Annotated in this window: 15 protein-coding genes; 3 read left to right on the plus strand and 12 right to left on the minus strand. The window is 70.1% G+C overall.

Going from position 1 to position 22054, the window contains the following annotated elements; translation table 11 throughout:
* The first annotated feature begins 22 nt into the window (after positions 1-22).
* On the plus strand, positions 23-1126 hold the full coding sequence (locus ACZ501_RS23635; RefSeq protein WP_468797831.1) for an LCP family protein: 1104 nt from the start codon (positions 23-25) through the stop codon (positions 1124-1126).
* Positions 1127-1135: 9 nt separating this feature from the next.
* Here ACZ501_RS23635 and ACZ501_RS23640 read toward each other — a convergent pair whose 3' ends face one another.
* The 11 genes from ACZ501_RS23640 to ACZ501_RS23690 form a co-directional block, all read right to left on the minus strand.
* A complete protein-coding gene (locus ACZ501_RS23640; RefSeq protein WP_361596297.1) occupies positions 1136-2647 on the minus strand; it encodes an amino acid permease in 1512 nt (503 codons plus the stop codon).
* A 109-nt stretch (positions 2648-2756) separates the two neighbouring features.
* Positions 2757-4673: a 1-deoxy-D-xylulose-5-phosphate synthase gene (dxs, locus tag ACZ501_RS23645; protein ID WP_468797834.1), complete on the minus strand. Its 1917-nt coding sequence runs from the start codon at positions 4671-4673 to the stop codon at positions 2757-2759.
* Between the two features lie 252 nt (positions 4674-4925).
* Positions 4926-6218, minus strand: a complete 1293-nt coding sequence (locus ACZ501_RS23650) for a sugar ABC transporter permease (protein WP_468797837.1) — start codon at positions 6216-6218, stop codon at positions 4926-4928.
* On the minus strand, positions 6215-7003 hold the full coding sequence (locus ACZ501_RS23655; protein ID WP_361596304.1) for an ATP-binding cassette domain-containing protein: 789 nt from the start codon (positions 7001-7003) through the stop codon (positions 6215-6217). The genes ACZ501_RS23650 and ACZ501_RS23655 overlap by 4 nt, the downstream gene beginning before the upstream one ends.
* A gap of 183 nt (positions 7004-7186) precedes the next feature.
* A complete protein-coding gene (locus ACZ501_RS23660; protein WP_361596307.1) occupies positions 7187-8302 on the minus strand; it encodes a sugar ABC transporter substrate-binding protein in 1116 nt (371 codons plus the stop codon).
* 118 nt (positions 8303-8420) lie between these two features.
* Entirely contained in the window at positions 8421-9635 is a 1215-nt protein-coding gene (locus ACZ501_RS23665; protein WP_361596310.1) for an ROK family transcriptional regulator, read from the minus strand.
* A gap of 230 nt (positions 9636-9865) precedes the next feature.
* A complete protein-coding gene (locus ACZ501_RS23670) occupies positions 9866-10804 on the minus strand; it encodes a carbohydrate ABC transporter permease (protein WP_468797840.1) in 939 nt (312 codons plus the stop codon).
* 13 nt (positions 10805-10817) lie between these two features.
* The gene (locus ACZ501_RS23675) at positions 10818-11762 is read right to left on the minus strand and encodes a carbohydrate ABC transporter permease (RefSeq protein WP_361596316.1); all 945 of its coding nucleotides are present in this window, start codon (positions 11760-11762) and stop codon (positions 10818-10820) included.
* Positions 11763-11800: 38 nt separating this feature from the next.
* Entirely contained in the window at positions 11801-13225 is a 1425-nt protein-coding gene (ngcE, locus tag ACZ501_RS23680; protein WP_468798160.1) for an N-acetylglucosamine/diacetylchitobiose ABC transporter substrate-binding protein, read from the minus strand.
* A 322-nt stretch (positions 13226-13547) separates the two neighbouring features.
* Positions 13548-16265: an aconitate hydratase AcnA gene (gene acnA, locus ACZ501_RS23685; RefSeq protein WP_468797843.1), complete on the minus strand. Its 2718-nt coding sequence runs from the start codon at positions 16263-16265 to the stop codon at positions 13548-13550.
* 254 nt (positions 16266-16519) lie between these two features.
* A complete protein-coding gene (locus tag ACZ501_RS23690) occupies positions 16520-17533 on the minus strand; it encodes a LacI family DNA-binding transcriptional regulator (RefSeq protein WP_468797846.1) in 1014 nt (337 codons plus the stop codon).
* 149 nt (positions 17534-17682) lie between these two features.
* On the opposite strand from ACZ501_RS23690, the gene ACZ501_RS23695 reads away from it, so the two are divergent.
* Positions 17683-19584, plus strand: a complete 1902-nt coding sequence (locus tag ACZ501_RS23695) for an amidohydrolase (protein ID WP_361596328.1) — start codon at positions 17683-17685, stop codon at positions 19582-19584.
* Positions 19585-19752: 168 nt separating this feature from the next.
* Positions 19753-21282 carry a helix-turn-helix domain-containing protein gene (locus tag ACZ501_RS23700; RefSeq protein ID WP_361596331.1) on the plus strand — a complete coding sequence of 510 codons (1530 nt, stop codon included), beginning with the start codon at positions 19753-19755 and terminating at the stop codon, positions 21280-21282.
* A 186-nt stretch (positions 21283-21468) separates the two neighbouring features.
* On the opposite strand, the gene ACZ501_RS23705 is transcribed toward ACZ501_RS23700, so the two are convergent.
* Positions 21469-22047 (minus strand): HD domain-containing protein, encoded by a 579-nt coding sequence (locus ACZ501_RS23705; RefSeq protein WP_361596334.1) that lies wholly within the window; start codon positions 22045-22047, stop codon positions 21469-21471.
* Positions 22048-22054 lie beyond the last annotated feature (7 nt).

Genomic DNA, 22054 nt, shown 5'->3' on the forward strand with positions numbered 1-22054 from the left:
TCGGAAGGACCGGTCCCCGGGCATGACTTCAGACCCCAGCGCCACGACGACGCCCCGTTCGCGCGCGAGCCGGATCCGGCGCGGGCTCGCCTGGACGGCGGCCGTGCTGGTCCTCGGCGCGGCGGGGTCCGGCTGGTGGGTCTACAGCCACCTCAGCGGGAACATCGACAGCGTCGACCTGGACCGGGCGATCGGTACCGACAACCGGCCCCCGAAGGTGGTGGAGAACGCCCAGAACGTCCTGGTGCTCGGCTCGGACTCGCGGGCCGGGGCCAACGGGGAGCTCGACCACGGTGATGTCAGCGGGGCTCGCTCCGACACCGCGATGCTGGTGCACATACCCGCGGGCCGGGCCCGGGCCACCGCGGTGAGCATCCCGCGCGACACGCTCATCACCCGGCCCGAGTGCAGGGACAAGGACGGCGGGACCGTCCCGGAGGCGAGCCGGGTCATGTTCAACTCCGTCTACGCGCTGGCCGGCCCGGCCTGTGTGGTCAAGACGGTGGAACAGCTCTCCGGCATCCGCGTGGACCATTTCGTCGAGGTGGACTTCGCCGGCTTCAAGGGGCTGGTGGACGCCCTCGGCGGGGTCACGGTCACCCTCGACCAGCCGATGACCGGCGCGAAGGGCGGCCTCAAGCTGGACGCGGGAACGCACCGGCTGAACGGCGCCGACTCGCTGAAGTTCGTACGGACCCGCTACGGCTACGGCGACGGCAGCGACCTCGGACGCATAGGGCTCCAGCAGCAGTTCCTGCTCGCGATGCTGTCCGAGATCAAGAAGCAGGACGCCCTCGGCAATCCGGCGCGGCTCTACAAGCTCGCCGACGCCGGCACCAAGTCACTGACCACCGACTCCGATCTGGCCTCGCTCACCGCGCTGTCGGACTTCGCGCGGAGCATGCAGGGCGTGGACCCGTCCACCATGGAGACCATCATGCTGCCGGTGGCCTACGACAAGGTGGACCGGAACCGGGTCGTCGTCGCGCAGGAGCAGGCCTCCCGGTTGTGGGAGGCCCTGCGCACCGACCAGAAGGTGCCCGCCTCGGCGAAGGACTCCCCCGCCAAGGGCGGCCCGGGCGCCAAGTCCCCGGCGCCCGGGCCGTCCCCCTCGACGGAGTCCTAGGACCGTTCCCTAGGGCCGTGTGCCGGGCCGTGCGGTCTCCCGGGCCGCCTGGCCCAGGCGGCTCATGCGCCTGCCGTACAGGAAGTAGACGACGAAGCCGACGACCATCCAGATGCCGAACCGCAGCCAGGTCTCGGCCGGCAGGTTGAGCATCAGCCAGAGCGAGGCCGCCATGGACAGGATCGGGATCACCGGCACCCAGGGGGTGCGGAAGGCCCGGTGCAGGTCGGGGCGGGTGCGGCGCAGGATGATCACGCCGAGGGCCACCACGACGAAGGCGAACAGGGTGCCGATGTTCACCAGTTCCGCGAGCTTCTCGAGGCTGGTGAACCCCGCGACGACGGCGATGATCACACCCAGCAGCACGGTGGCCCGGTAAGGGGTGCGGTACTTGGGGTGGGTGACCGAGAAGACCCGCGGCAGCAGGCCGTCCCGGCTCATCGCGAAGAACACCCGGGTCTGGCCCAGCAGCAGGATCATGCAGACCGTGATGAGGCCGACGGCGGCGCCGAGGCTGATGGCGCCGGAGAAGAAGGGCTGGTCGACGGCCTTGAAGGCGGCGGCGAGCGGAGCGGTCGGCGACATCTCCCGGTAGTACTGCATCCCGGTGACGACGACCGTCACTGCGACGTAGAGCAGCGTGCAGATGAGCAGCGAGCCCAGGATGCCGCGGGGCATGTCCCGTTGGGGGTTCCTGGTCTCCTCGGCCGCGGTGGCCACGACGTCGAAGCCGATGAAGGCGAAGAAGACGAGGGAGGCCGCGGTGAAGATGCCCATGACGCCGAAGTTGGTGGGCTCGTAGCCGAACAGCAGCTGGACCAGTGGGGCCTTCCAGCCGCTTCCTCCGGGCTGTGGCTCGGCCGGAGGGATGAACGGCGAGTAGTTGTCCGCCTTGATGAAGAACAGGCCGGCGATGATGACCAGCAGCACCACGGTGACCTTGATGGCGACGACGATCGCGGTGATCCGGGCCGACAGCTTCGTCCCGACGACCAGGACCGCGGTCAGCGCCAGGACCAGCAGGAAGGCCAGCAGGTCGAAGGTGCCGCCCCCGTCGGGCCCGGACAGCGCGACGGGCATGTCCCAGCCGAGGTTCGTGTGCATGAGGTGGCGCACGTATCCGGACCAGCCGACCGCCACGACGGCGGTGCCGAGCGCGAATTCGAGCACCAGGTCCCAGCCGATGATCCAGGCGGGCAGTTCGCCGATCGACGCGTACGCGAAGGTGTACGCCGAGCCGGCCACCGGGACGGTGGAGGCGAACTCGGCGTAGCAGAGGGCCGCGAGGGCACAGACGACGCCCGATGCCACGAAGGAGAGGGCGGTGGCGGGTCCGGCGTTGTTGCGGGCCGCGATGCCCGTGAGGACGAAGATGCCGGTACCGATGATGACGCCGACGCCGAAGACCGTCAGGTCCCAGGCGGAGAGCGATTTGCGGAGCGCGTGTTCCGGCTCCTCCGTGTCACGGATGGACTGTTCCACCGTCTTGGTGCGGAAGGGGCTGTTCAGATCCCTGCTCACCGACGCACCTCCCAAGAAGTACGCGAAACGGGCCGGGAGGCCCACCCTTCAAGGGTGATCTCCCGACCCGTGACGTGCAACCGCGCTGCGCGATCCGGACGGACGCGGACTAGTCGACGGCGGCGGCCTGCTCGCTCTCGTAACGGCCGTCCAGCTTCGCGACCAGGCCCGTCACCTGACGGGCGATGTCCGGGGCGGTCAGGCCGATCTCGGCCATGATCTCCTTGCGCAGCGCGTGGTCGAGGAAGCGCTGCGGGATGCCGAAGTCGCGCAGCGGCACGTCGACGCCCGCGTCGCGCAGGGCCTGCGAGACCGCGGCGCCCACTCCGCCGGTGCGGCCGTTGTCCTCGACGGTGACGACGACCCGGTGGCGGTCGGCGAGCGGGGCGAGGGCCTCGTCCACGGGCTTGACCCAGCGGGGGTCGACCACGGTCGAGGAGATGCCCTGCTTGTCGAGCAGGTCGGCGATCTCCAGGCACATCGGCGCGAGCGCTCCGACCGAGACGATGAGTACGTCCGGCCGGGTGACGTCGGGGGCCGGGGTGCGCAGGAGGTCCATGCCGCCGATCCGGCCGACGGCCGGGACGGCCGGGCCGACGACGCCCTTGGAGTAGCGCACGACGGTCGGGGCGTCCTTGACCTCGACGGCCTCCCGCAGCTGGGCGCGCAGCTGTTCGGCGTCGCGCGGGGCGGCCAGGCGCAGGCCGGGGACGACCTGGAGGATGGACATGTCCCACATGCCGTTGTGGGAGGCGCCGTCGTCACCGGTGACGCCGGCCCGGTCCAGGACGAAGGTGACCCCGCACTTGTGCAGGGCGACGTCCATGAGGACCTGGTCGAAGGCGCGGTTGAGGAAGGTGGCGTAGACGGCGAAGACGGGGTGGACGCCGCCGGTGGCGAGGCCCGCGGCCGACGTGGCGCCGTGCTGCTCGGCGATGCCGACGTCGTAGATCCGGTCCGGGAAGGCCTCGGCGAACTTGTGGAGGCCGACCGGGTGGAGCATGGCGGCGGTGATGCCGACGATGTCCTCGCGCTCGTGGCCGAGCTTGACCATCTCGTCGGCGAAGACGGAGGTCCAGCTGGCGGCGGCGGTCTTGACCGGCAGGCCGGTGTCGGGGTGGATGACGCCGACCGCGTGGAAGCGGTCCGCCTCGTGCTCCAGCGCCGGGGTGTAGCCGCGGCCCTTCTGGGTGAGGCAGTGCACGATGACCGGTCCGCTGAACCGCTTGGCCCGCTGGAGGGCGGACTCCAGGGCCTCGATGTCGTGGCCGTCGATGGGGCCGATGTACTTCAGGCCCAGGTCCTCGAACATGCCCTGCGGGGCGATGAAGTCCTTGAGGCCCTTCTTGGCGCCGTGCAGCGTCTCGAAGAGCGGCTTGCCCACGACCGGGGTGCGCTCCAGGAGTTCCTTGCCGCGGGCCAGGAAGCGCTCGTAGCCGTCCGTGGTGCGCAGGGTCGCGAGGTGGTTGGCGAGGCCGCCGATGGTGGGGCCGTAGGAGCGCTCGTTGTCGTTGACGACGATGACGAGCGGCCGGTCCTTCGCGGCGGCGATGTTGTTCAGCGCCTCCCAGGCCATGCCGCCGGTGAGCGCGCCGTCGCCGATGACGGCGGCGACGTGGTGGTCCTCGCGGCGGAGCACCTCGTTGGCCTTGGCGAGGCCGTCGGCCCAGCCCAGCACCGTGGAGGCGTGGGAGTTCTCGATCACGTCGTGGTCGGACTCGGCGCGCGAGGGGTAGCCGGACAGGCCGCCCTTGGAGCGCAGGTTCCCGAAGTCCTGGCGGCCGGTGAGCAGCTTGTGGACGTAGGCCTGGTGGCCGGTGTCGAAGAGGACCTTGTCCTTGGGCGATTCGAAGACCCGGTGCAGGGCGATCGTCAGTTCGACCACGCCGAGGTTGGGGCCGAGGTGCCCGCCGGTCTTGGAGACGGCGTCGACCAGGAAGGACCTGATCTCGGCGGCGAGCTGGTTGAGCTCCTCCTGGCTGAGCCGGTCCAGATCGCGCGGTCCCTTGATGCGGGTCAGCAGCACCCGTGCCTCCTTGCAGTTGCTTGCTGGTCTGTCGAGTCTAATGTTCCGCTCGCGAGGGCGGTCATCGGGCGGTGCCTGGCGGGTCACGCCTTTGTCATACCTGCACCCCCCGCCGCGCAATCACACATCCCAAACGGGCGTATACCAGCACATCCGTACGCGCATACGCACGCACGCGTGCCCGGTGCCACTCGTGGTGGCACCGGGCACTGTGACGGTTCTTACCGCCCGGGGACGGCCCGGGTCGCGCGGTCAGGCGCGGCCGGCCGTCTTCTGGGTCTTGCGGGTGACCGAGTCGATGACCACCGTGGCCAGCAGTACGGCACCGGTGATCATGTACTGGATCGGAGTCGCGATCCCCTCCAGGGCCAGACCGTACTGGATGGAGGTGATGACCATCACGCCGAGGAGGGCGTTCCAGGTCCGGCCGCGGCCGCCGAAGAGGCTGGTGCCGCCGATGACGGCCGCCGCGATGACGTTCATCAGCAGGTCGCCGGCGCCGGCGCTCTGGTTGGCGGCCGCGATCTTGGAGGCCCAGAAGAGGCCGCCGACGGCCGCGAAGGTGCCCGCGATGGCGAAGACCGCGATGCGGATCCCGTTGACGTTGATGCCCGCGCGGCGGGAGGCCTCGACGCTGCCGCCCAGGGCGAAGACGTTGCGGCCGAAGGTGGTGCGGCGCAGGAGGAAGTCCGTGCCGACCAGGGCCACCACGAAGAGCACCAGGGCGAGCGGCAGGCCCTTGTACTGGTTGAACACCACGGCGGGGCCGAACGTGAACAGGGCCAGCAGGCCGGTGCGCAGCAGGATCTCGCTCAGCGGCCGGGAGGGCACCCCGGCGGCTTCGCGGCGGCGGTTGTCGAAGAAGGTGGCGAGGAAGTACGCCACCGTGGCGAGCGCCGCGAGGCCGTAGCCGGCGGCCACGTCCGAGAAGTAGTACGTGGTGAGCTGCCCGACCACGCCCTCGGAGTCGAGGTTGATGGTGCCGTTGCTGCCGAGGATCTGCAGCATCGCGCCGGACCAGAACAGCAGGCCGGACAGGGTGACGGCGAAGGCGGGCGCGCCGATCTTGGCGAAGAAGAAGCCGTGGACCGCGCCGATGAGGGCGCCCCCGCCGACGGCGGCGAGGATCGCGACCCACTCGTTGACGCCGTGGGTGACGGCGAGGACGGCGACGATGGCGCCCGAGACACCGCTGACCGAGCCGACCGAGAGGTCGATCTCGCCGAGCAGCAGCACGAAGATGATGCCGACGGCCATCATGCCGGTGGCGACCATCGTGATCGCGATGTTGGAGAGGTTCTCCGGGGAGAGGAAGTTCGAGTTCAGGCCCTGGAAGATGCTCCAGATGATGATCAGGCCGAGGACGACCGGGATGGAGCCCAGGTCGCCGGCCTTCATCTTGCGGCCGAACTCGCTCAGGTAGCCGGACAGGCCCTGCTCGCGCACGAGCAGGCGCGGGTCGACCACCGGAATGGCGTCCGCCGGGGCGGCGGGGTTGGCCAGCCGGGCCACCTCTTCCGCCGCGGTGTGGTGTTCGGTGCTCACTTGCGGGCCTCCCCGGTGCGGGCCGCCCGGCGGGTCACGGCGTTGTCCGTGGCCCCGGTGATGGCGGAGATGATCTCTTCCTGCGAGGTGTCGGCGACGTTGAAGACACCGTTGTTGCGGCCCAGCCGCAGCACCGCGACCTTGTCGGCGACGGCCTTCACATCGGCCATGTTGTGGCTGATGAGGATGACGGCGTGGCCGCGCTCGCGCAGCCGCTCCACGAGGTCGAGCACCTGTGCGGTCTGCTCGACGCCGAGGGCGGCGGTGGGCTCGTCGAGGATGACGAGCCGGGGCTCGCCCAGCATCGAGCGGGCGATCGCCACGGTCTGGCGCTGGCCGCCGGAGAGCGAGGCGATGGGGATCCGGACACTGGGGATCCGGATGGACAGGGTGGTCAGGAGCTCGCGGGCGCGGCGCTCCATCTCCACCTCGTCGAGGACGCCGAACCGCTTGAGCTCGCGCCCGAGGAAGAGGTTGCCGACGACGTCGATGTTGTCGCACAGCGCGAGGTCCTGGTAGACGGTCGCGATGCCGAGGTTCTGGGCGTCGTGGGGCTTGCCGATGGAGACCGGGCGGCCTTCCCACTCGATGACTCCGTCATCGATGGGGTGCACGCCGGCGATCGTCTTGACCAGCGTGGACTTGCCGGCGCCGTTGTCGCCCACCAGGGCGACGACCTCACCGGAGTGGATCTCGAGTTCTACGTCGGTCAGGGCCTGGACGGCGCCGAACCGCTTCGAGACCCCTCGCAACGCCAGCACGGGCGCAGCGGACACATGAACCATCTCCTTCGCCGCCTGACCGGCGGGGATGTCGTGCAAAAGAGCAGGAGCGGGGCGGATGGGGGGGTAACTGCGAGCGAAAGGGTGAAACGTTTCTGCCCGGCGCCCCGCGGATGGCGGGGTATGAGGGGCGGGGCGCCGGGCAGGGCACGTGGGCCGCCGCGCCGCGGGGGCGGCGGCGGGGCCTTACTTGAGGCCGATGGTGGCGCAGGCGGTCGCGAACTTCTCGGTGCAGATCTCGTCGACCGTGTAGACGCCGTCCTTGACGACGGTGTCCTTGATGTTGGCCTTGGTGAGCGAGACGACCGGGATCAGCACGGACGGAACGCCCTTGGAGGTCGGGCTGTCGATCTTGTTGTTGATGATCCCGTCGATCTTCTCGCCCTTGGCGAGGGCGACGGCCATCTCGGCGGCGGCCGCGGCCTCGGGGGCGTACGGCTTGTAGACGCTCATGAACTGCTCGCCCGCCACGATCCGCTGCACACCGGCGAGCTCGGCGTCCTGGCCGGTGACCGGGGGCAGGGGGGACAGGCCGGCGGCCTTGAGGGCGGTGATGATGCCGCCGGCCATGCCGTCGTTCGCGGAGTAGACGCCGATCACCTTGTCCTTGCCGAGCGCGGTCAGCGCGCCCGCCATGTTGGTGTTGGCGTTCTCCGGCTTCCACTCCTTGGTGTCGTACTCCTTGCCGATGTTCACCTTGCCGTCGAGGACGGAGTGGGCGCCCTTTTTGAACAGCGCGGCGTTCGGGTCGGTGACGGAGCCGTTCATCATGACGATCTGGCCGTCCTTGGCCTTGTCGCCCAGGGCCTCCAGCAGCGCCTTGCCCTGGACCTTGCCGACCTCTTCGTTGTCGAAGGAGGTGTAGGCGTCGATCGGGCCCTCGGCCAGGCGGTCGTAGGCGACGACCGGGATGCCGGCGTCCTTGGCCTTCTTGACCGAGCCCGCGATGGCCTTGGCGTCGACCGCGTCGACGATCAGGACGTTCACCTTGTTGGTGATCATCGTGTCGACCTGCGAGTTCTGCGTGGTCGCGTCCTGCTTGGCGTTGGCGTAGACGACCTCGGCCTTGCCGCCGGTGAGGTCGGCGATCTTCTTCTCGATCAGCGGCTTGTCGAACTTCTCGTAGCGCGCGGTCTGGTTCTCCGGCAGGAGCAGACCGATCTTGACGGCGTCACCGGCCGCGGCGGAGCCGGAGGGCTTCTTCTCGCCGCCCGCTTCCTTGGCGCTGCCACAAGCGGCCAGCGAGACGGCCATGGCGCCGGCGGCGACGGCTACGGCGGCTCTACGCATACGCGTGTTCATTCGTTGAACCTCCCTGACGAGGCCGCAACGTTGCGGCCGAGGTGGATGTGAGTCAACCCCGGCCGCAAGTTTGTCGTCAAGGAGTGAATCCTTAACGAGATGACAACGGTGCCATCCGTTATCTAACTGAAGACATGACGGCGGGGGCTCGCATCCCAAAGCCATTTTCCGTCAAAAGTGTCGAATCGCCCATCTCACTGAGTACGAGGGCCAGCGCGCCGAGTACTTCCGCCCGGCCGCCCAGCGACCCCGTGAGGACCGACAGCTGGCGGGCCGCGCTCGGGATCGCGTACCGGCCCACGGACTCGCGGATCGGCGTCAGGACCAGCTCGCCGGCCTCCGCCAGCGAGCCGCCGAGCACCACCCGGCTCGGGTTCAGGAGGTTGCACAGGCTGGCCACGCCGCTGCCGATGTGCCGGCCCACGTCGGTGATGACCCGGCGGCAGCCCGGGTCCCCGCCGCGGGCCAGCTCGACCACCTTCTCCATCGTCAGGTCGAGCCCGTGGGTGCCCTGGAGCAGGGGCAGGACGTAGCGCGCGGCGGCGAAGGTCTCCAGGCAGCCCCGGTTGCCGCAGCGGCAGACGGGGCCCGACTCGTCGAGGGTGATGTGCCCGATCTCCCCGGCCGTGCCGCCGGGCCCCCGGTAGATCTGGCCGTTGATCACCAGGCCGGCGCCGACACCGCTCGCGACCTTGATGTACGCCAGGTCGCGCACCCCCCGGCCGCTCCCCCAGACGAGCTCCCCCAGCGCGCCGAGGTTCGCGTCGTTGTCCACGTAGACCGGCACGCCCAGGCGCTGTGCGAGCTCCTGGCGCGGGTTGATCCCGGCCCAGCCCGGCAGGATCGCGGTCGAGCCCAGGGTGCCGGACTCCACGTCGATGGGCCCGGGGACGCCGAGGCCGACGCCGATGACCTTGTCCCGGGACACGCCGATGCCCTGGACCAGCCGTCCGACCAGGGACTCCGCCCGGTCGAAGCCGTCCACCCAGGAGGCGTCCACGTCCAGCGGCTCGGCCTCCTCGGCCAGCACCTGGTGCGCGAGGTTGCCCACGGCCACCCGCAGGTGGGTGTGGCCGAAGTCCACGCCGATCACGATGCCCGCGTCCCCGCTGAGCGAGACGCTGCGGGCCCGGCGGCCGCCGGCCGAGGTGTCGGTGACCTCGACGGTCCCGCTCTCCTTCAGCTCACGGACGATGTTGGAGACCGTGGCCGCCGACAGTCCGGTGGTGCGGGCGATCTCCGCCTGGGTCAGCGAGCCGGCGAGGCGCACGGCCCGCACGACCCTCTCCAGGTTCGCGCGGTGCAGCGAGGACTGCGATCCGGGAGTCTGCACGACTCATCCACTCCTGCCTTTAGCGGCGGCGGTGCGCCGCCCCCCGGCCGGTCGTCGCGGCTGCGTGCTCCGAGACCCCGGCGTCTCTCCAACTTGTGAACCTTAAGTCGATCCTTTAGGTATCCAGTCGTCAAGAGCCTGAGGCGGAGCGAACCCGATGATCCTCCCTTTCCCCTCCCCCCGCACGCCGTGACTCTCCTGTCAGGCATACGTCATCCCGTCGGCAGCGGCTACTTGAGCGTCGCGGAGGTCAGCCCGGCCTGGATCTGGCGCTGGAAGGACAGGTAGACCACCAGCATGGGGATCATCGCGATGGTCACGCCGGCGAAGAGGACCGGCAGGTCCGTCTCGTATCCCATCTGGTACTGGAGCTGGATCAGACCCTGGGTGAGCATGTAGCGCTCGGGGTCGGAGCCGCTCTGGGGCTGCATCAGCACGGAGGGCAGGATGTACTGGTTCCACTGGCCCAGGACATTGAATATCCCCACGCTGATCAGGCCGGGCTTGGCCATCGGCAGCATCACCTGGAAGAAGATCCGGGTGTCGGAGGCCCCGTCGATCACCGCCGCCTCGTACACCGCCGTCGGCAGGGTCCGGAAGAAGGAGTGCATGAAGAAGACGGTGAAGGGCATCGAGTAGGCGATGTAGACCAGGATCAGCCCCTGGTACGTGTTGAGCATGTCCAGGCGCTTGACCATGAAGAACAGCGGCACGAGCGCCAGGAAGACGGGGAACATCGCCCCGCTGACGAAGAAGTAGTAGATGATCCGGTTCCCCCGGAAGGGGTAGCGGGCCAGTACGTACGCGGCCATGGAACCGAGCAGCATGGTCAGCGGGACCGAGAAGGCCATCACGATCAGCGTGTGTCCGAAGTAGCCGCCGATGCCCTTGTCCCAGGCCCGGCCGAAGGCGTCGAAGTGCCAATTGGAAGGCCAGCCGAGGGCCGAGGCGCCGATCTGGCTGTCGGTCTTGAACGAGCCGAGGGCCAGCCAGACCAGCGGCAGGACGATCAGGAGCGCCCAGACGGCGAGGAAGCCGTGCGAGAAGACGTTCAGCACCATGCCGTCGGAACGGTGCCTCCCGCCGTCCCGGGCGCGGCCGCCGGCGCCGCCGGACCGCTCGGGCGAGGGCTCGCCCGGCGCCTTGATCACAGTGGACTCTGCGGTCATCGGGGATCTCCTCTCAGAACTCGATGCGCTCGCGGCGGGTGGCGCGCAGCGTGACGATGGAGAGGATCATGGTCAGGGCGAGCATGACCACGCCCATGGCGCAGGCGTATCCGCTCTTGCCGAAGTACAGGAAGTTGCGCATCAGCACCGTCGCCATGACCTCGCTGTGGTGGTCGGGTCCGCCGCCGAACTGGCCCGAGGTCATGGTCGACACCAGGACGAACATGTCCATCGCGGCGATGCCCAGGTAGACCGCGGAGGTCTGCACAGAGTCCCACAGCAGGGGCAGCGTGACCCTGAAGAAGGTCTGGGCGCGCCCCGCGCCGTCGAGCAGGGCGGCCTCGTAGATGTCCTTGGGCACGGACTGCATGGCCGCCGAGAAGAGGACGAGGTAGAAGCCGACGCCGTGCCAGACCACCACCAGCAGCAGGCACCACAGGACGAGGCCGGGCCGGTTGAGCCATTCGACGGGGTCGGCCGGGTCGACGAGCCCGATCCGGGCGAGGAGCCCGTTCAGCAGGCCGCCCTCGTCGCTGCGGTACACCGCTCCGAAGAGCACCGCGAGGATGGCCAGGGAGAGGACCTGCGGGAAGAAGTAGACGATCTTGTAGAAGCCCGATCCCCGCACGCCCCGCACCCCGCCGGCCCCGCTGCGCCCTCCCGCGTTCACCATGAAGGCGAAGAAGAGGGCGAGCAGGATGGTGATGACGGGGACGAACACCAGGAGCAGCAGGTTGTGCCACAGGGCGTCGCGGAAGACCTCGTCCTCCATCAGGGTGGAGTAGTTCTCCAGGCCGACGAAGTCGAAGGTCGGCGACTGCCCCGACCAGTTGGTGAAGGAATAGCCGAACGTCTGGACGTACGGCCAGATGACGAAGGTCAGGTACAGCGCGAGCGGCAGGAGGAGGAAGCCGGCGATGAAGCCGGCCCTTCCCCTGCGCCGGGCTAGGTGGCTCATGGTGTCCGTCCCTGGTGACGCTGCTGGTGGACGCGGGGTCAGCTGCGGTGGTTGTTCTTGGCGTTGGGGTCCTTGGCAGCCTTGTCTACCGCAGCCTGGGCCCGCCTGATCCACTCCTTCGGCTGGATCCGCTGGGCCATCAGCTCATTGGACGCGTTCTGGATGTCGGCGTCCATCTCGCTGTACCAGTCGGGGTAGAGGTAGTTGAAGGTGTTCTCCCCGGCCGCCTTGACCGCGGCGACGGCCGACTGGGTGCCCGGGCGGAGCTTGACGCCCGGGTCGACCCCGTCCTTGACGACGGTGAGCGAGTTGGCCTGCTGGGCGAAGACCGTCGACCATTCGCGGGAGAGCATGGTGCGCAGGAACTCCAGGCCGCCGGCCTTGTTGGCGGCCTTCTCCGGGACGACGAAGGCCTCGTTGGCGCCGGCGCGGATGGCGGTGAAGGGCAGCTTGCTGTCGGCGAGCAGCGGTACCGGCAGGAACTTCATGTCGAAGTCCTCCGGGGTCTGCTTGAGCTGCTCGTTCTCCAGCCAGGAGCCGGAGGGGATGAAGGCCGCCTTGTACTGGTTCCAGGCGGTCTGGGACTCCGTGTGGGTGAGGCCGTTGGTGCCGGGCATGAGGTAGCCCTTCTCGACCACCTCGTAGACCGCCTCGACGGCGGCCAGGGCGGCGGGGTTGCCCTCGAAGGCGTTCGGCTCCAGGTTGTCGATGGCCTTCATGGCCTCCAGACCGCCCTTCTTGGCGATCAGGTCCATGATGACGACATTGATGTAGTACGGGTACTTGCCCTGGTGGGCCAGGCCGCCGATGCCGGCCTCCTTGGCCTTGGCGCAGACGGCCAGGAACTCGTCCCAGGTCTTCGGCTCGGTCCAGCCCTTCTCCTTGAAGAGCTTGCCGGAGTACCAGAGGCCGAAGACGGTGTAGACGTAGTTGAGGGCGACGAACGTGCCGCCCTGGGTGCCCTGTTGGACCGTGCCGGCGATCAGGGTGTCGCGGACCTTCTTGGCCGGGTCGTCGAGCGAGGGGGCGTCGAGGAGCGCGCTCAGGTCGGCGAGCTGGCCGCCCTTGGCGAGGACGTCGATCTTGATCATCTGGGCGCCGGAGTCGTTGAGGACGTCCGGCGGGGTGCCGCCGTTGAAGCGGGGCTGGAGCTTGGCCGCGATCTCCTGGGTGCCCAGGTGGGAGCTGGTGGTGCCCCACTTCTTGTCGAAGGCGGCCTCCCAGGCCTTCGCGTAGTCGTCGCCGAAACCGCCCTTGAAGATGACCACGTCGAGCTTGCCGCCCTTGGCGAGGCCGAACGGGTTCTCCTTGGACACGGCCCCCTTGTCGGGGCCCTTCGTCGTGCCCTCGCCGCCGGAGGCGCAGGCGGACAGGAAGCTCATCGTCGGCACGCTGATCAGTCCGAGCGCTGCGGAACGCTTGATCAGATCACGGCGGCCGAGGCCCTCACCGGTGGATCCCATGCTCATGTCCTCGCCTTCGTCAGGAGGGTGAAGGAGGCCGGAAATCACGGCAGTTGCCGTCCATGCGGGCATCACCGCAGGTCCCCCGGCATCCCCCGGCCCGGGGCCGCTCGTCGCGCGGCGGCCCGGACGCGCACAGGTATAGTCCACTTCCGCTCGGCTGAGCAAGATCGTGCACAAGGATCGTTCCCGGCTTTTCCGAGTTGAGACCTGTCCGTCACCTGGGACCACCCGCCACGAAAAGCGGAAGGGCCGCACCCCCTTGACGGGGGTACGGCCCTATGGTGCCGACAGACGGCGGATCGCTCCGCCTGGCGCGCCCTTAGCCGCGGATGAGGTTCCGCAGGACGTACTGCATGATGCCGCCGTTGCGGTAGTAGTCGGCCTCACCCGGCGTGTCGATGCGGACGACCGCGTCGAAGGAGACACCGGTGTCGGTGGTGACCTTCACCGTGCGCGGGGTGGTGCCGTTGTTCAGCTCCTCCACACCGGTGAAGGAGAAGGTCTCCTCGCCGGTGAGGCCCAGGGAGGCCGCGGTGGCGCCCTCGGGGAACTGCAGGGGCAGGACGCCCATGCCGATCAGGTTCGAGCGGTGGATGCGCTCGTAGGACTCGGCGATGACGGCCTTGACGCCGAGCAGCGCGGTGCCCTTGGCCGCCCAGTCGCGGGACGAGCCGGAGCCGTACTCCTTGCCCGCCAGGATGACCAGCGGGATGCCGGCGGCCTGGTAGTTCTGGGAGGCGTCGTAGATGAAGGAGACCGGCGCGCCCTCGACGGTGAAGTCGCGGGTGAAGCCGCCCTCGGTGCCCGGCGCGATCTGGTTGCGCAGGCGGATGTTGGCGAAGGTGCCGCGGATCATGACCTCGTGGTTGCCGCGGCGGGAACCGTACGAGTTGAAGTCGCGGCGCTCGACGCCGTGCTCGGTGAGGTACTTGCCGGCCGGGGTGTCGGCCTTGATCGCACCGGCCGGGGAGATGTGGTCGGTGGTGACCGAGTCGCCCAGCTTCGCCAGCACGCGGGCGCCGGCGATGTCGGAGACCGGGGTGGTCTCCATCGTCATGCCCTCGAAGTAGGGGGGCTTGCGCACGTAGGTGGACTGCGGGTCCCACTCGAAGGTGTTGCCGGTCGGGATCGACAGCGCCTGCCACTGGACGTCGCCCGCGAAGACGTCCTGGTAGGACTTGTTGAACATGTCCTCGCCGATGGCGTTCGCCACGACGTCGTTGACCTCGGCCTCGGACGGCCAGATGTCCTGGAGGAAGACCGGCTTGCCCTCGGTGTCGGTGCCGATGGCGTCCTTGGTGATGTCCACCTTCATGGAGCCCGCGATGGCGTACGCGACGACCAGCGGCGGGGAGGCCAGGTAGTTCATCTTGACGTCGGGGTTGATGCGGCCCTCGAAGTTGCGGTTGCCCGAGAGCACCGAGGTGACCGCGAGGTCGGCCTCGTTGATCGCCTTCGAGATCTCCTCGTCCAGCGGACCGGAGTTGCCGATGCAGGTGGTGCAGCCGTACCCGACGAGGTTGAAGCCCATCTTGTCGAGGTACGGGGTCAGGCCGGCCTTGTCGAAGTAGTCGGTGACGACCTTCGAACCGGGGGCCAGGGTGGTCTTGACCCACGGCTTGCGGGTCAGGCCCTTCTCGACCGCCTTCTTGGCCACGAGCGCCGCGGCGACCATGACGTAGGGGTTCGAGGTGTTGGTGCAGGAGGTGATCGCGGCGACGGTGACGGCGCCGTGGTCGATCTCGAAGGAGGAGCCGTCGGCCAGGGTCACCAGGGTGGGCTTGGACGGGGCACCGTTCGGGTGGTTCGCCGGGGAGTCGGAGGCCGGGAAGGACTCCTTGCCCGCCTCGTCCACGTCGTCGACGTAGTTGCGCACGTCCAGGGCGAACTGCTCGGCGGCGTTCGCGAGGACGATGCGGTCCTGCGGGCGCTTCGGGCCGGCGATGGAGGGGACGACCGTGGAGAGGTCGAGCTCCAGCTTCTCGGAGAAGTCCGGCTCGGCGGCCGGGTCCAGCCACAGGCCCTGCTCCTTGGCGTACGCCTCGACCAGCGCGACCTGCTGGGCGTCGCGGCCCGTCAGGCGCAGGTACTTCAGCGTCTCGTCGTCGATCGGGAAGATCGCGGCGGTGGAGCCGAACTCCGGCGACATGTTGCCGATGGTGGCGCGGTTCGCGAGGGAGGTGGCGGCGACGCCCTCACCGTAGAACTCGACGAACTTGCCGACGACGCCGTGCTTGCGCAGCATCTCGGTGATGGTCAGCACCAGGTCGGTGGCGGTGGTGCCGGTCGGCAGCTCGCCGGTCAGCTTGAAGCCCACGACGCGCGGGATCAGCATGGAGACCGGCTGGCCGAGCATCGCGGCCTCGGCCTCGATGCCGCCGACGCCCCAGCCCAGCACGCCCAGGCCGTTGACCATGGTGGTGTGCGAGTCGGTGCCGACGAGGGTGTCGGGGTAGGCCTGGCCGTTACGCACCATGACCGTGCGGGCCAGGTGCTCGATGTTGACCTGGTGGACGATGCCGGTGCCCGGGGGGACGACCTTGAACTCGTCGAAGGCGGTCTGGCCCCAGCGCAGGAACTGGTAGCGCTCCTTGTTGCGGCCGTACTCCAGCTCCACGTTCTGGGAGAACGCTTCCTTGGTGCCGAACTTGTCGGCGATGACCGAGTGGTCGATGACCAGCTCGGCCGGGGCCAGCGGGTTGATCTTGGACGGGTCGCCGCCGAGCTCCTTCACGGCCTCACGCATGGTGGCGAGGTCCACGACACAGGGAACGCCGGTGAAGTCCTGCATGATCACGCGGGCCGGCGTGAACTGGATCTCCTGGCTGGGCTGCGCCTGGGAGTCCCAGCCGCCGAGCGCCCGGATGTGGTCGGCGGTGATGTTCGCGCCGTCCTCGGTGCGGAGCAGGTTCTCCAGCAGGACCTTCAGGCTGTAGGGAAGGCGCGCGGCGCCCTCGACCTTGTCCAGCCGGAAGATCTCGTACGACTCGTCGCCCACCTGCAGCGTGCTGCGGGCGTCGAAGCTGTTCGCCGACACGACAGTCTCCTTCATGCATGATTTCGCGCGTATAACCGCAATCCTGCCGCCACGCCCTGGGGCCAATCCGCTAAGGTAGGGCTAAGTTAGGTAACCCTTATCAGCGGGGGCGGCTGCGGAACGCCTTCGGCAGATATCTCGATGTCGAGATAACTCTAGTACATGGCCGCGGCTGGTGGTCAGCACGCCTCCCTCTCGTCACGTCGCGCTGTCCGCTCCCTCGCGCCGGACGGTCCACTCTCGCCATGCCGCGCTCAACGAACGGACGAGATCCGCTGGAGCAGGGCCGCCGGGACGGTGACCGGGGCGGCCGGGGCGGAGGGGCCGCCCGAGCGCACCGGGGCGGCCGGCTCCAGCAGCGCCACGAGGGCCGACACCGCCGCCCCGGCGAGGGCCTCCGGGTGGAGGGTCACGGTGGTCACCGGGGGCCGGGCGTGCGCGTACGCCGGGTCCTCGCTGGCGCAGACCAGCAGCAGGTCCGCCGGCACCGCCAGGCCGTGCCGCGCGGCGGCGGCCAGCACCTGGCGGCCGCCGGGGTCGTACAGGGAGTACACGGCGTCGGCCGCTCCCTCGGCGAAGGCCCGGTCGAAGGCGTGGCCGGGGCCGTCGTGCGGGTCGAAGCGGATCAGCAGCGGCGGCCGGCCCCGCCGCGCGCACCAGTGCTCGTACGCCTCGGTGACGGCACGGGTGTAGTGCTCGTCGCCGAAGCCGCCGTGCAGCGCGATGCGGCGGGCGCCGGACGCCGCGAGGTGGTCGAGGACCTCGCGGGTGGTGGCGGCGTGGTCGTTGTCGACCCAGACGTCGCCGGGACGCGGGTCGGCGGGCCGCCCGTCGAAGACGAGCGGGATGCCCCGGGCGCGCAGGGCGCGCAGCACCGGGTCGTCGCAGGGGCTGTCGAGCAGCAGCATGCCGTCAACGGCGAGGTGGTGCCACGGGGTCCCGGCCCCGCGGTCGGCCGGGAGGGTGGTCAGGGCGTAGCCGCGGGCGTGGGCGGCGGAGGTGGCGGCGGTCAGCCAGCGGGAGAAGTAGGCGACGGCCACGAAGTTCCACGCGGCCCCGGCGAAGGTGGTCACGGCCAGGCCGAGGGTGCGGGTCCGGGGGGCGCGCGGGGCGCCATACCCCAGGCCGGTCGCGACCTCGCGGACCCGGCGGCGGGTGCTCTCGCCGAGGCGGCCGGTGCCGTTGAGGGCGTGCGAGACCGTGGCGGTGGACACCTCCGCGGCGCGGGCGATGTCGGCGAGGGTCGGTCCGGGCGGCACGCGGGCCATCGTACGGAGTGCCGCGGGGCGCGGTGAGGGGGCGGCGCGGGCGGAACGCGGGTGCGGCTCCGAGGTGCGGATTCCGTCGCCGCGGGCGGGTTCTGGTTAAGGGGTTAATCACCCAGTGTCCTGGCCACAGCCAACGGTTTGGAGTGGTCATGACGTCTTCTGTTTCCCGGCGCGGGCTCCTCGCGGCGGCCGGTGCCGCCGGGGCGGGGGGTCTGCTCGGTGCCGGGGCCGGCACCGCCTCGGCGGCGTCCGCAGGACCGGCACGCGGCTCGGCGGCCCTGGTGGTGCGCGGGGCGCGGGTGTTCACGGGCACGCCGGGTAGCGCACCGGTGACGGCGGTGGCGGTCGGCCGCGACGGGCGGATCCTGGCCGCGGGCGGGGACGCCGAGGTACGCCGCCTGGCCGGCCGGGACACCGAGGTCGTCGACGCGCGCGGCGCCACCCTGATGAGCGGGATCCACGACGGGCACGTCCACCCGCTCGGGGCCGGCGACCGCTCGCTGCGGCCGTCACTGGAGGGCGCGCTGACGACGGCGGCCCAGCTGACGGAGATCCTCACGGGCTTCCTCGCCGACACCGGCGGCGCGGGCGCCGAGCCCGACACCTGGCTGGTGGTGGAGGACTGGAACCCGGTCGGGCTGCTGCCCGCCGGCACCCTCCCGCACCACGCGCTGCTGGACGCGCTGCCGACCCGGCGGCCGGTCGTCCTCGTCGGCGGCGACGGGCACAACCTGTGGGCGTCCCAGCGGGCCCTGGACGTCGCGGGCATCACCGCCGCCACGCCCGACCCGCCCGGCGGCCGGATCGTCAAGGGCCCGGACGGGCAGCCGAGCGGCGTACTCAAGGACGACGCGCAGGAGCTGGTGAAGCGGCACGTCCCGGCGCCCACCCGGGCCGAACTGGTCGAGGCCTGCGCGAAGGTGCTGGGACGGGCGGCGGCCTCCGGGGTGACCACGATGATGGACGCGCTCGTGGGGCGGCACGAACTGGAGCTCTACCGGGCGCTCTCCGCCGCCGGCCGGCTGCCGCAGCGGATCGTCCCGGCGATCCGGCTGGACGTGGAGCAGACGAGGGACCCGGCCGGCTCGGTGGCGTACGCGCGGGACCTGGAGCGGGAGTTCCGCGAGGTGGCGGGGCTGCGCTTCGGCACCGTGAAGGTGTTCCTCGACGGGGTCATCGAGTACCCGGCGCAGACGGCCGCGCTGCTGGAGCCGTACCTCGACGGACAGGGCCGCCCCACGGCCAACCGGGGCGAGCTGTACACCTCGGCCGCCGACTACGGGCGGCTGACCGCCGCGTTCAACGGGATCGGCTGGCAGATGCACGCCCACGGCCTGGGCGACCGGGCGGTGCGCACCGCCCTGGACGGATACGAGGCCGCGCGCCGGATCACGGGACGGCGCGACCCCCGCAACGCGATCGCGCACCTCCAGCTCGTCCACCCCGCCGACCTGCGGCGGTTCGCCGAACTCGGGGTGGCCGCCTGCATGCAGCTCCAGTGGGCCGCCGAGGACACCTGGACGATGGAGGCGCTGCTGCCGTACATCGGGCCGGAGCGGCACCGCCGGCTGTACCCGGCACGCAGCCTCGAGCGCGCCGGCGCCCGGCTGACCGGCGGGTCCGACTGGCCGGTGGACGCGCTCCAGGTGTGGAACCAGCTCCGCACCGCGATCGACCGCCAGGGTGATGCCGGCACGGGCGCGCTCCACCCGGAGCTGGAGGCCCTGAGCCGCACCTCCGTCCTGCGGATGCACACCCTGGGCACGGCCTGGCAGCTGCGGCAGGAGGGGCTGACCGGCACGGTGGAGCGGGGCAAGGCGGCGGATCTGGTGCTGCTGGACCGGGATGTGACGCGGTGCCCGGTGGCCGACATCAGCGGGACGCGGGTGCGGATGACGCTGGTCGGCGGCCGGGTGGTGCACGACGCCGACTCGGCGGCGGGCCGGGCGGCGGCGGCCGGACTGGCACGCGCGGCGGCGGGGCCGCGCCCGGCCTCGTACGCCGCGGTGCACGGCGGCCGGCACCGGGCCTGCGGCTGCACGGAGCGCTGAGCGGCGAGGGGGGCCTGCGCGGGGCGTCGAAGGGGCCGCGCCGCGGCCCCCTCACCCCCCGCACCCGCAACCCGGACATAGGCCGCAGAAGGCCATCTGACGTCGAATAACACCCGTTTGGCCCTACCCAATTCGATCACCATCTCATATCTGAGATACGGTGCACCCATGGCAGACGACTACCTCGTACGCATCGGCAAGCTCATCCGTGACGCCCGGCAGCACCGTGGCTGGACACAGAGTCAGCTCGCCGACGCCCTGGGCACCAGCCAGAGTGCCGTCAACCGCATCGAGCGCGGCAACCAGAACATCAGCCTTGAGATGATCGCCCGAATCGGTGAAGCGCTCGACAGCGAGATCGTCTCCCTGGGCTACGCCGGCCCGATGCACCTGCGCGTCGTCGGCGGCCGCCGCCTCTCCGGCGCCATCGACGTCAAGACGAGCAAGAACGCGTGCGTGGCGCTGCTGTGCGCCTCACTGCTCAACAAGGGCCGCACCGTCCTGCGCCGGGTGGCCCGCATCGAAGAGGTCTACCGCCTCCTGGAGGTCCTCAACTCCATCGGCGTCCGCACCCGGTGGATCAACGACGGCGTGGACCTGGAGATCGTCCCGCCGGCCCGCCTCGACATGGACGCCATCGACGCCGACGCGGCCCGCCGCACCCGCAGCATCATCATGTTCCTGGGCCCGCTGCTGCACCGCATGGACCAGTTCCGCCTGCCGTACGCCGGCGGCTGCGACCTCGGCACCCGCACCATCGAGCCCCACATGATCGCCCTGCGCCGCTTCGGCCTGGACATCACCGCGACCGAGGGCATCTACCACGCGAAGGTCGCGGCGGGCGTCTCCCCCGGCCGTCCGATCGTCCTGACCGAGCGCGGGGACACGGTCACCGAGAACGCCCTGCTGGCCGCGGCGCGCCACGACGGCGTCACCGTCATCCGCAACGCCTCCTCGAACTACATGGTCCAGGACCTGTGCTTCTTCCTGGAGGCGCTGGGCGTGAAGGTCGAGGGCATCGGCACCACCACGCTGACCGTCCACGGCGTTCCGGTCATCGACGCCGACGTCGACTACTCCCCCTCCGAGGACCCGGTCGAGGCGATGAGCCTGGTGGCGGCGGCCGTCGTCACCGAGTCGGAGCTGACGATCCGCCGGGTCCCGATCGAGTTCATGGAGATCGAGCTCGCGGTCCTGGAGGAGATGGGCCTCGACCACGACCGCTCGGCGGAGTACGTCGCGGACAACGGCCGCACCCGCCTGGTCGACCTCACGGTCCGCCCCTCCAAGCTCGAAGCCCCGATCGACAAGATCCACCCCATGCCGTTCCCGGGGCTGAACATCGACAACGTCCCGTTCTTCGCCGCCATCGCCGCGGCCGCCCAGGGCCAGACCCTGATCCACGACTGGGTGTACGACAACCGGGCCATCTACCTGACCGACCTCAACCGCCTCGGCGGCCGCCTCCAGCTCCTGGACCCCCACCGCGTCCTGGTCGAGGGCCCCACGCGCTGGCGCGCGGCGGAGATGATGTGCCCGCCGGCCCTGCGCCCGGCGGTGGTCGTGCTCCTGGCCATGATGGCCGCCGAGGGCACCTCGGTGCTGCGCAACGTCTACGTCATCAACCGCGGCTACGAGGAACTGGCGGAACGCCTCAACTCGGTCGGCGCCCAGATCGAGATCTTCCGGGACATCTAAGGAGTCGGAGCCGAGGTGACCGAGCAGGCATTGCGGACACCTCCTCAAGAGTGGCCGCTGACCTGCGAAACACCCGTGTCATACCCGTCGACACCTTCCACCGTCTTCCGTCGGCGCAACTCCCACGATGGCGACGAAGCCCCCGCCCCGGCATACGGTCGGCAAGCGGGGGCGTCGTTTCCGAGATCAGCCGAGGAAGGTCTGACGCCACTCCAGCGGCGACATCGTGAGTGCGGCCTCGGCCAGCTCACGGGCGGACGCCGTCTTGAGGCTGTTCAAGGAGGTGTCGATCCAGTCCTGTACCAGCGTGTTGCCCTGGGCCCGGTATTCCACCGCCTGCACGAGGCACTCCAGCTTGTCCGCGTCCTTGGCCACGATCGCCTCGGGGCTGTCGTTGGCCTCGTACTCCGCTACCACTCGCTGCACCCCGGCCTTGACCGCCGGGTGCGCGCGAGCGACCTGATCGGCGGTTACGGTCTCGTTCGACGCGGCGTCGATGTAGCGGCGGCCGATGTGCGGGATGTCCCCGATCCGGGTCTCTTGGGTGTCGTGGAAGAGGCACATCAGGGCGACCTTCGCCGGGTCGACGCCCTCCATCATGGCCAGGACGGCGCCGACGATGCCCACGCGGAACGAGTGGTCGGCGATCGACTCGGGGTTGTTGTTGCCGGTGAACCACCACCCCGTCCGCTTGGCCTGCTTCATGACGCCCATCTCGAAGATGAACCCGGCCGTGCCCTGGGCGTGCGCCGTCTCGTCTGCCATGTGGTGA

The sequence above is a fragment of the Streptomyces sp. NPDC034085 genome (assembly GCF_055575555.1).

Bases quoted from the DNA above. Each gene is read 5' to 3' on its own strand.
- ngcE (WP_468798160.1), bottom strand. From the start codon at position 13,225: ATGGGATCCACCGGTGAGGGCCTCGGCCGCCGTGATCTGATCAAGCGT.
- ACZ501_RS23660 (WP_361596307.1), bottom strand. From the start codon at position 8,302: ATGAACACGCGTATGCGTAGAGCCGCCGTAGCCGTCGCCGCCGGCGCC.
- ACZ501_RS23655 (WP_361596304.1), bottom strand. From the start codon at position 7,003: ATGGTTCATGTGTCCGCTGCGCCCGTGCTGGCGTTGCGAGGGGTCTCG.
- ACZ501_RS23635 (WP_468797831.1), top strand. From the start codon at position 23: ATGACTTCAGACCCCAGCGCCACGACGACGCCCCGTTCGCGCGCGAGC.
- ACZ501_RS23695 (WP_361596328.1), top strand. From the start codon at position 17,683: ATGACGTCTTCTGTTTCCCGGCGCGGGCTCCTCGCGGCGGCCGGTGCC.
- ACZ501_RS23705 (WP_361596334.1), bottom strand. From the start codon at position 22,047: ATGGCAGACGAGACGGCGCACGCCCAGGGCACGGCCGGGTTCATCTTC.
- ACZ501_RS23675 (WP_361596316.1), bottom strand. From the start codon at position 11,762: ATGAGCCACCTAGCCCGGCGCAGGGGAAGGGCCGGCTTCATCGCCGGC.
- ACZ501_RS23670 (WP_468797840.1), bottom strand. From the start codon at position 10,804: ATGACCGCAGAGTCCACTGTGATCAAGGCGCCGGGCGAGCCCTCGCCC.
- ACZ501_RS23700 (WP_361596331.1), top strand. From the start codon at position 19,753: ATGGCAGACGACTACCTCGTACGCATCGGCAAGCTCATCCGTGACGCC.
- ACZ501_RS23690 (WP_468797846.1), bottom strand. From the start codon at position 17,533: ATGGCCCGCGTGCCGCCCGGACCGACCCTCGCCGACATCGCCCGCGCC.